Annotated in this window: 16 protein-coding genes; 1 reads left to right on the top strand and 15 read right to left on the bottom strand. The window is 42.4% G+C overall.

All coding sequences use genetic code 11. The features are described 5' to 3' along the window. Nucleotides 1-118 precede the first annotated feature (118 nt). The 12 genes from AACU98_RS16550 to AACU98_RS16495 all read right to left on the bottom strand — a co-directional run bounded on the left by AACU98_RS16550 (nucleotide 119) and on the right by AACU98_RS16495 (nucleotide 6,911). A complete protein-coding gene (locus AACU98_RS16550; RefSeq protein WP_053828372.1) occupies nucleotides 119-628 on the bottom strand; it encodes a hypothetical protein in 510 nt (169 codons plus the stop codon). Nucleotides 629-702: 74 nt separating this feature from the next. Then, a complete protein-coding gene (locus AACU98_RS16545; RefSeq protein ID WP_161735226.1) occupies nucleotides 703-1,140 on the bottom strand; it encodes a ProQ/FINO family protein in 438 nt (145 codons plus the stop codon). Between the two features lie 319 nt (nucleotides 1,141-1,459). Further along, nucleotides 1,460-4,207, bottom strand: coding sequence for a DUF927 domain-containing protein (locus tag AACU98_RS16540; protein ID WP_161735223.1), 2,748 nt, complete (start codon nucleotides 4,205-4,207; stop codon nucleotides 1,460-1,462). Beyond that, a complete protein-coding gene (locus AACU98_RS16535; RefSeq protein ID WP_036900269.1) occupies nucleotides 4,204-4,548 on the bottom strand; it encodes a hypothetical protein in 345 nt (114 codons plus the stop codon). Before AACU98_RS16535 ends, AACU98_RS16540 begins: the two co-directional genes overlap by 4 nt. 14 nt (nucleotides 4,549-4,562) lie before the next feature. Beyond that, a complete protein-coding gene (locus AACU98_RS16530) occupies nucleotides 4,563-5,159 on the bottom strand; it encodes a hypothetical protein (protein WP_052124628.1) in 597 nt (198 codons plus the stop codon). Further along, the gene (locus AACU98_RS16525) at nucleotides 5,159-5,344 is read right to left on the bottom strand and encodes a hypothetical protein (RefSeq protein WP_049257504.1); all 186 of its coding nucleotides are present in this window, start codon (nucleotides 5,342-5,344) and stop codon (nucleotides 5,159-5,161) included. Before AACU98_RS16525 ends, AACU98_RS16530 begins: the two co-directional genes overlap by 1 nt. After that, nucleotides 5,344-5,517 carry a hypothetical protein gene (locus tag AACU98_RS16520; RefSeq protein WP_162837557.1) on the bottom strand — a complete coding sequence of 58 codons (174 nt, stop codon included), beginning with the start codon at nucleotides 5,515-5,517 and terminating at the stop codon, nucleotides 5,344-5,346. Before AACU98_RS16520 ends, AACU98_RS16525 begins: the two co-directional genes overlap by 1 nt. Continuing rightward, entirely contained in the window at nucleotides 5,514-6,125 is a 612-nt protein-coding gene (locus tag AACU98_RS16515; protein ID WP_052174189.1) for an ORF6N domain-containing protein, read from the bottom strand. The genes AACU98_RS16520 and AACU98_RS16515 overlap by 4 nt, the downstream gene beginning before the upstream one ends. Before the next feature lie 4 nt (nucleotides 6,126-6,129). Beyond that, on the bottom strand, nucleotides 6,130-6,330 hold the full coding sequence (locus AACU98_RS16510; protein WP_237612234.1) for a hypothetical protein: 201 nt from the start codon (nucleotides 6,328-6,330) through the stop codon (nucleotides 6,130-6,132). Continuing rightward, entirely contained in the window at nucleotides 6,327-6,521 is a 195-nt protein-coding gene (locus tag AACU98_RS16505) for a hypothetical protein (protein ID WP_049257505.1), read from the bottom strand. Before AACU98_RS16505 ends, AACU98_RS16510 begins: the two co-directional genes overlap by 4 nt. Before the next feature lie 2 nt (nucleotides 6,522-6,523). Next, a complete protein-coding gene (locus AACU98_RS16500) occupies nucleotides 6,524-6,697 on the bottom strand; it encodes a DUF4222 domain-containing protein (RefSeq protein WP_072021496.1) in 174 nt (57 codons plus the stop codon). Further along, nucleotides 6,690-6,911 carry a host cell division inhibitor Icd-like protein gene (locus AACU98_RS16495; protein WP_237612235.1) on the bottom strand — a complete coding sequence of 74 codons (222 nt, stop codon included), beginning with the start codon at nucleotides 6,909-6,911 and terminating at the stop codon, nucleotides 6,690-6,692. The genes AACU98_RS16500 and AACU98_RS16495 overlap by 8 nt, the downstream gene beginning before the upstream one ends. Nucleotides 6,912-7,047: 136 nt before the next feature. Between AACU98_RS16495 and AACU98_RS16490 the strand changes: the two genes are divergently transcribed. Then, nucleotides 7,048-7,227, top strand: coding sequence for a hypothetical protein (locus tag AACU98_RS16490; protein ID WP_111751002.1), 180 nt, complete (start codon nucleotides 7,048-7,050; stop codon nucleotides 7,225-7,227). Between the two features lie 388 nt (nucleotides 7,228-7,615). Here the strand turns inward: AACU98_RS16490 and AACU98_RS16485 are convergent, their stop codons facing one another. Genes AACU98_RS16485 through AACU98_RS16475 form a run of 3 tightly spaced genes read right to left on the bottom strand, consistent with a single transcriptional unit; the run spans nucleotide 7,616 to nucleotide 9,077 of the window. Then, nucleotides 7,616-8,422: an antA/AntB antirepressor family protein gene (locus tag AACU98_RS16485; RefSeq protein WP_064497270.1), complete on the bottom strand. Its 807-nt coding sequence runs from the start codon at nucleotides 8,420-8,422 to the stop codon at nucleotides 7,616-7,618. A gap of 14 nt (nucleotides 8,423-8,436) precedes the next feature. After that, entirely contained in the window at nucleotides 8,437-8,856 is a 420-nt protein-coding gene (locus AACU98_RS16480; RefSeq protein WP_161735217.1) for a hypothetical protein, read from the bottom strand. Beyond that, entirely contained in the window at nucleotides 8,856-9,077 is a 222-nt protein-coding gene (locus tag AACU98_RS16475) for a helix-turn-helix transcriptional regulator (RefSeq protein WP_161735215.1), read from the bottom strand. The genes AACU98_RS16480 and AACU98_RS16475 overlap by 1 nt, the downstream gene beginning before the upstream one ends. Between the last annotated feature and the right edge of the window lie 38 nt (nucleotides 9,078-9,115).

The following is a 9,115-nucleotide window of genomic DNA, read 5'->3' as shown; positions in this document are numbered from 1 at the left end:
TAGTTAATTGGTGCAAATAGATACAAAATAGGAATATTTTCTATAAAAATTAATGCTATTGAAGTAATGAAGGCAAAAAAAACCGACTCAAGGTCGGCTTTTATTTTCGAGATAAAGGCTAATTTAGAGGTTTTGCATAGTTGGTTAGAATGGCTAGCTTACCATCCTTATCTCTAATACCAACTGAGACTAACACTTTGTAACCTTCTTTGTCGTATTCAGCCTTTATCTTGCTACAACCTATTTTATTTAAACAATCAATAAAGTTTGATTCATCATCAATTTTAATTATTTTATTTGTCGGAACACCATATGCTACATTCACCTCATCAACAGCATTGTTAAACTTCTTCATTATCTCTTGTTGGTTTGTTTCACTCAGTACCTCAGAGCGCAACACTTGAACCAGCCCTAGTTTTTTATTAAATATTAATACGGTTGATCCCATAACTCCGCTTGGAGTCTTTGTTACCTGACACACGGGGAACTGACATCCATCACCTTCTAAGTTTAACTTTTGTATATCCTCCACCGACTGCCCCCACTTAAATCCGTAGGGTGCTGGCGGGTTGTTATCACATCCCGATAAAAATAAAGCCAATAGAGCCGTTATCATGATTTTTTTCATTTGATGATCCTTTTAGTTGATAAGGCAAATTATACATAACCACCTCAGCTTATGCTTTGGCGGTTGTTACCTTGCTATTTTTTAGCCCATTCCACCAGCATTTGTTTTGCTAACGCTTGTTGTTGAGGTGTGACTTCTCCTTTAGGCTGCCCGTTCATATCAAAACGATTACCGCCCAGAGTAAGGGCTTTCAGATAGGTTTTACGACTAATGTATGATCGTAATCCCTGTTTAATATGGCTCTCTGGAATATCCAACCCTTTATCTTTAACCTCAGCAATCATGGCTTCTTTGATACCTATCATCAGTGGTTTAGCCTCTGGCTCATTAAATATCGTCCAGTGCTTCGCTATACGGTCGATACGGTGTTGTTTCTTTTTAGCGTGAGCATCTGCCTTATTTTTCTTCTTCGGTTGCTGCGAGGCTTCCTGTGGCGTTTTAGTTTGCAAGCTTTTTGGTGTGTTCGTTGCTGGTGGATTTTTACGTTTTAGTGTGAGTATTTGAGTGCTCATTTAAATATCTCTCTATAGGCGAAAAACGATTTTTCTTTGGGATAACGGGATAAGTTGATTATTTCCATTTAATATCATCAAGTTAACTTATCCCAAACACCTCGATTTCTTATCCCAGACTTTTTATTTTTGGGATAACTTTGCTTTTTGATTAACATTTGTAACAAATTGTTATCATTTGATTTGGGGTAACTTGGGATAACATGGGATAAATAGAAGTAACTTAACTTAATAATATTATTATCTTTTTTAATTCTTATCCCGTTATCCCACTTATCCCAACGTTTTTAATTCATCACGGGGATTCTGTTCTGGCTGGTTATTCTTCCTCACTATCAATTAAGACAACAAATCGCTGCTGACTACCATTAATGCTGATAGTTTTACCGTCTACACGCCCTGATTCCGGTCTGACTAAAATACCTGCCTCTTCGAGCGCTTCCGCCCCCAATTTCTTTTGAATACCTGAGAGTATTTCATCTTCAAATACTGACGGGATAATATGATATTCGTCCTTGCCGTCCTCTCTGCGACCAGAAACCAAGTAACCCGCAAGGTTTGTTATTCTTCCTGCGTAAACTCGGTCTAAATCTCCGTTGCGCTTCCCATAGGTGTATGGCTGAAAGCGATTTAATCCATAGCGTTGAATAAAATCCCTTGCCCGTTTAACGACTTGGTATTTTTCTCGGTTTCCTGTGCCATAGTTCTCTAGCCATTCATTGAAGCTATTACGAATAAATCGGCTACATTCGCCACTATCCCAACCCGTAATTGCGGCTGATAGCTCTGCGGTAGCGTCTAACATGGCAAAACGGGTAGCGACTCGCTTAACCTGTGGTGACGCCTCTTCGGGTAAACTCGATAACCATTCGTTTTCTTTGACGGTCACTTTCTGGTTGGCCATGTCCTGATTGTTGGCTAAATACTCAATCCATGCTCTACCAACTGCCCCGCAATGCTGCGTTGATGCGCGTTTTATTGCTCGTGAATGCAAATCACCATCATCAAGGCTGTGAAACTCGACAGTATCGGTAAATGGCACACTCACCAGTCGCACTAATTGCCCTGCTTTTGGGGTAACACCATTACGAATGAGGTAAGTTTCAAAATCTTCCTCACCCGTTGATAACGCCACAATCGCCCAACGTAAAACGGCTTTGTTTCCCCCGTCTTTATTACCTTGAATACGCCCTGTACCATTAAATAAACTGTAGGCACTTCCTGCCACATGCCGCACATCGTTACCCTGCCCAATTTCATCAATTGGCATAAATCCATCATTTCGAGAGGCGGCTTCAATCGTTAACCCGTACTTTGTCGCATCCCATGTTAATTTCAGTTCATCGGGTACACCGTAGATACTTGAAGCCGCTTCTACAGTAGTTGTTTTCCCTGCTGAGGATTGAGCGAATAGGTGAATGCCAAACGAGCTACCGCCCGATAATGAGTTCAGTGGGGCAGCTAACGCAACTAAACCACCTAAAATCATAGATTGATTGCCTTTCATTAAATTACCGACATTCTTCCGCCAGCTTTCAGCGGTTCCCCTGACGATATAACCCGCAACGGCAGACGTTCCGCCACAAAAGGCAACAGGGCGGCTAGGTGTACCAATAATATGACCATCGGGCATCACATACGCTCCATCATGCCAACCTGCGGTATGTGTGATCGTCCATTCGTCGCGCTTTCCTTTCCGTTGAAGGTAGTTAGCTAATAAATCCAATTGACCACGCTTTGTTGTAATATTAACGCCACGGGAGCGTAACCTCCCCCACCCTTGAGGCGAACCTAGTTCACGTCTCGGAATGGCTTCATAAATTATGCGGTTGCTACCTTCTTGCTTCATCTCGATAACTAAATAGCTGTCTTTGCCATCAGAGCCAATACCTACCGTAGCCATTTCATCCGAAAACCACGTTTCTTTTTCGTCAATCTCGCCCGTCGTATTGTTTTGCTTGCGTTCGATGTAATACAAACCACCATGACGCTTATCAAAAAATGGGGCTAAGTCATCGTGAGGTCTGACTTTCTTTTTTGCGTCAATGTGGATCACGTTATTCTCTTCCACTATTTCACCTGCTTGCTGATCCACTTGGCCATTAAATGCCTGTCTTGCCGCCTCAATACCGTGTGATAGGCGGTAGTCATCCCAATCGGCTTTATCATCAGTAGGGGGTAAAACAGCGACACCATTAACCGCCTTAGCTGCCTTTTCTGCCGCTAATTTCCCTGTATTGTCTTGGCCTGGCTTAATATCGTTATCCCCAGCAATAATAATCTTGCTCTCTGGATACTTAACTCGCATTACCTTAGCTACATGAATGAGGTTTCCCGCATCAATTGCCGCAACTGTGTGCGCTTCTGGTTGGATTAAGTGACACGTTAGGGCGGTTGCTAATCCTTCAGCGATAATCACCGTAGAGACGTTTACAGGCTCATTGATGGGGTAATAACTGCCTGACTTTGCGCTATCTGACAGTAAACGCTTATCAGCATTAGGCTTAATAGTTTGCGCGCCAGTAATAACGCCACCAGCATCCAATAATGGAATGATAAGAGAACCGTCCTGTAATAAATCCATTTCAAAACCATGCAGCCCCTTAGCCTTGAGATAGTCAGATCTCCCACGTTGAACATTGGCAATAGTGCGGTTATACCGTTCAATAAAGCGTTTATGCTTCTCTCTCTTCTCGTTAGCTTGTTTTTCGGCTTGCTGCGCTTTCAGTTCGTCTTGTTGTGCTTTTATCTCAGAACGACGGTAGGCTGGTGGACACGCTGAACGGGTATCAATACCAATTATGTTAGCAACCTCTTTTGCAGCTTCGGTTACACTGACACCTAACACACGCTGAACGAGATCTAATCCATCACCAGAACCGCACTGATTACAAATAAACGTACCATTACCGTCCTTGTTATCAAATCTAAACCGGTCTTTACCACCACAATGAGGGCAAGCCGTGTGCGTGTTTAGGGGCACTTCTGCCCCAAGGTGAGATAATATAGCTTGCCATTGTCCGTTAGCTTTCAGCTTCACCTCACGGATAACATCAATCGGCTTCATTGAAACGCCCCCTTATCAGCTAAAGAGTCGCCCATATCATTAATCATGCTTTGCCACACCTCTCGACCATAACCTGTGACATATCCATTAATGACACATTGCTCTATCAAGCTAATAGCAACTGCCTCCCATGTGGGATATTGCCCTTTTAAGGCTTTCAGCAAATAGCTATCAACGAGCATTCGAATACCTTTCACACCGTCAATAATGGCAACTTCAATCGTTTTGTTGCCTACCTTCATCGAAAACCAATCACCGCCATTACGTGTGGTAATATCGTGGTAAATAGCGGCTGCGTAGCTATTCGCTAGTGAATTAACTTTAAAATTCTTCGTTATCATGTCATTGCGTCCTTTTAATGAATGGTTACGGTGTCGCTAAATTCACCATCTTCTATCGCCCTAATTAGATCATCATGAAGAACAGATAACCCCTCACGCCCTCGCTCTGATAGTCGGCAACCACGTTTAGGCTCAAGATTGATAAAATCCCTATATATCTTTACTGCCATAATTGCGCCATTCTCTGCCCCATAGTGCTCATAAGCAGCGCCCTCAATGTGATTAGCTAGTAACATACGTTCGCTTGCGGCATAGACGGTTAACGCTGCATGTTTGTTGCGATAAATAGCGGCGGTAATGGTTTTACCTCTGCCGTTGTCAACTTGATGCGTCCCGTTATTGTCTGCTTGCTCTGCGACAAACGAAGCGGCTACAATCCAACGCCACAAGATCACACGCTGCTGATTAGTTGGATTAAAAAAGCCGTCACACTCTCCCTTGCAGATAGCTAAAACTAATTCAAAGCCAAAAATCAGATCACCATCAAAGCTACCATCGTTTAATGCCTCTAATGCTTCGGTATAACTGATAGCCTCTTGGTTGGCTGCTTCAGTAATGAGGATCACACCCTGTTCACTGTGTTCGAATGCGTTAATATTAGAAATATTCATTACTTACCCTCCATAGCTGAATCAATATCCTTGAGTGCGTCATTCACGGCAGCGAAGGCAATAGCTATCATATGGGCTGTTTCCTCGTCCTGATTTGCTTCTTGCCAAACAGTTAAGAGCGTCAGCACTCGGTTTATTTTCATGCGGGGTACTTCCAGTGATAAAACTATCTCTTTATTCGCCATTACTTCACCTCACGCACATAGTTGATTCGGATATCAATTAAACCGTCACGTTGCGCCTCTCGCACCACTTGTGACTGAGCATCTTTTAGGCTGGCAGATATCACTTGCTTGTTAATGCCTAGTGTTAGGCCTTTTAGGGTTGTGCCATAACCTGCAATTAGAAACGTTCTCATGAGTGATAATCTCCCATATCCTGAATGTGTAGCTGCGAGGCTTGCTCAATGGCGATTACCATTGGTTTAAGTGCTTTCTTCTCTTTGCGACGTAGGTTCATGGCATAGCTGCCACGCCTACCGTGCCCTTGATAAGAATCAGCCTCTAAGCGGCTAATCAAGTTCTGAGCCTCACCAATTGGCATGGCTTCAAGTTCTGCCAGTGTGGGTATGTTGATGTGCTGTAATTCAGGGAATTCAGACAGTCGAAAATATGCATCGATAAGCTGGTTTTGTACCTGCCAAGAAAGTGGATCATTAAATGGCTTCACGGTTAGCAAGTATCCCGATTCAGTAATCAGTGTTACTTCTCGGGCTTTATCACTAATGGGTGAATATTTGTGCGTCCGTTTTATGGACGCGCAAAGTTTAAACAGTTCTAAATCCTGTCCAGTTAGGCGGTAAAAATCCTTACCCTCAGTAAAATATTGACGGTGAGCATTGAATGATTTTCTAGCCGCACCTGTTGGGCGTTGGTGTACCTCGTCAATCATGGCAAAGGTGACAACTCGCTTACCTTGATACATGAATGGACTTAAGCTGGTGGCATTGATAGTGACTTGTCTCATTTCATCACCTCCACCAACCTTGTGATTTCTTTCCTTGAGCACACACTAAGCGGTTGACTGCTCTCAGCATAAAATGCGTATCCGTCTCAGCTTCATTCTCTACAGCTGTTAACAGTGGGATTAACAACGCTTGAAGTTCTTCGTTGATGTGTTCGACTTCTTCCAAGGTAGATAAGTGACCAACATTTAATTTGATTGTTTTCATTTGGTCGCCTCCTGCACTGCGATTTCCTCTTGAAGAAATACAGCTAAATCACCTGATAACTTCGCCATGAGTGACGATATAGCGGAAATGTCGCTTATGGTTAGGTTACGAGGGTAGTTAGGCAACATCAGGCTAATCAGTTCTAACTGTTGTGCTTTTTCAGCGGCTTGATGAATAGTGATATCTGCCATAATTAAGCCCTCCCCGAATAAATGTATTCGTTGCTGAACTGGCCTAATGGAACAATGACAGGACTATCAAAGCCGTCTCGCTGAAAGGTCACACGGTTAAATTGAACTGATAGAACTTTGACGGTTTCGCTATTATTTTTATGCGTGTAGAAATCGTTAGGTTGAGGGTTACGCATGAGCCACCTCCTTAACAGGTAAGCGACCAGCGAATGACAGGATATAATCACGGACAAGCATCAGTCTTGCATCGTGTTCATTCGGTGCTGTAACAGCAATACGACAAGGTTTAGCGGTGTAATCGCTACGGTTTAAGGCGAGGAATAACCATCTGTACGATTGGTTAGGGGTGAGACTAGTCCGCCCTGTGACGGGTGTGTTAATATCTTGCATAGCTACCTCGATACTAGTGTTATCGTTGGTGGTTAGATGCCCTGTTAGTGTTCCACCACTTCGGGGCATTGTTTTTTGTGTCGCTAGTGTGTAATGTGTAATGACACATAAATACCATACTACGGGTGTAATTGACGTGTCAACACACAAAACAGAAAGACGAGGAAATCCACCATTCCAATTCAGACTTGATCCTGAACTACGAGAAATGATGGAAGTAGCACAGGCGCAAGATGGCGATGAATCCCTTGCTGCGTGGATTAAAAGAGTTATACGAAAAGAATTACAGTCACGAGGCATTGAGCCTAAAAACTGATATTTGCCATACCAGAGAAGTAAGCTAATATTAATATTCTCACTTGCTCGGTATTTAATATCGACGTTTCCAAGGGTAGCCGATTGGCTGCCCTTTTTTATGGACTCAAAAAACTCAATTCTGCCTCGTATAGTGACCCCGATTAAACCTTGCCAGTGAGGATAATTCGCCTCTTTAGAAAGGTGAGAAAAATCACCTTTAGCAAATGGTGTGAATTCTCCACGTTTTGGGTTGTCGCTATCATCCCATCCTCCAATGGTGGTTGGGATTAATTGATTGGCGTAAATTCTCGCTGATTGGTTTACTAAGTTTTTAGTAAGCGACTCATCACCTGCCAGTAGGGAATTATTCACTTGGTAGGAAATAGCCTTTGTTGAACATAGGGTAATCATTGCGCCACCTCTACACGTTGCGCTAACCACTTCTGAGACAAGCCGATTAACTTGTCCTTACGTGCGTGATAGTCCATACCTAACTCAATTAACGTTGTATTCGTCTGCTCAAGGTATGAAAGATGCTCTAATTGAGTTTCGCTCATGGCATCACGAGGATTGCCAATAATACCGTTCTGCTTCGCCCACGCTTTAGCCGTCAGCCCACCTAAAACAATACGATTCAACATATTTGATTCAATGGTGTAATGATGTGGCTTTGTACTTTTCCCTTGCTCCATACGAGCGAGATCTAAAGCTGAACACATCGGCTTATAGTAACTAGCCACTTTGAGGCGTGATTTAAGTTGATGGCGTAATTGCTTGGTGATAGTTGGCGCTACTTTGTGTAATGCTTCCTCGCACTTAATAAAGTATTGACGGATTAAGCGGCCTTGTTCTGTACGCTCAACCATTGCCAACTCTTTGGCTGTATTTATCGTCAAATGATAATCTTTAGTTAATTGTTGCCTAGATTTTGCGCTATCCGATTTTGGGTAGCTCAAACTTTCAACAGTAAAATAATCTTGATTCTCGATAAACTCATATTGGTTAGTTCTATCGCTAAACCATGCCGCAAAATTACGCTTAACACCTAACGCACTATGTAATGCTTTCGCACTAACACAATTAATTACTTGCCCGTTAATATCGCTGCGAATAATAGGCAACATATCAGTGAAAGTTGTTTCGTTAATATCGTTTAACTTGAATTTAGGGTGAGCGAATCCACCAGCATTTAAGCTGTTATTTTTCAGTTTCATTATTTATTACTCCGTTATTCGGTCGGGTACAGGCTTAAAATATTATTTATGAGTGCGTTATCTATGGGTTGGTAATTACCTTGTTCAGCACGTTTATTTATTAAGTCAATAACCTTCTGCACATCTTGAGCCGTTTTAAAGCGATAACGATAATGTGATCCGATACCATCAGGATTAGGCTCATCAATGCGTTCTAGTTCGATATTCAATAAACGCTCTAATTCATTCGGGTAATTACGGCCTGACGATAAACGGCAATGAATTAATATTTCATTCTCGGTAAAGCCATTAATGCCAGTACCTAACATATATAAACGGGCACGGTGTTTTTTAGGTGTGCGTTTTCTTTTGCTGGTGGGTATAATGGAGGGGCAATTTCCAATATCATTACTGATATCAAAGCCGCCTCCGCAAGGGCGGTTTTTCTTTTCCATTATGCCACCTCACCAGAACGTGATTCAGCAATCTTATTAGCAATCCATTCATCTACTTCTGATTCAACAAAAGCAATAGAACGAGAGCCAATTTTTACTTGCTTAGGAAACTTATCATCTGAGATTAATTTATATAGATATGGCTTAGAAAATCCTGTGCGACGCATAACTTCTGGTAAGCGGATCAGGCTTTCTTTTAATGATGGGAAAATTGTTGGCATGTGGCCTCCTGTATTATTCATTTAGATACCGTACAAGA

It is taken from the genome of Proteus sp. G4380 (genome assembly GCF_963885725.1).
In the GTDB taxonomy this organism is placed as follows: domain Bacteria; phylum Pseudomonadota; class Gammaproteobacteria; order Enterobacterales; family Enterobacteriaceae; genus Proteus; species Proteus mirabilis.
Note: the sequence above shows the minus strand (reverse complement) of the source record. Positions and strands in the feature narration are given on the sequence as shown.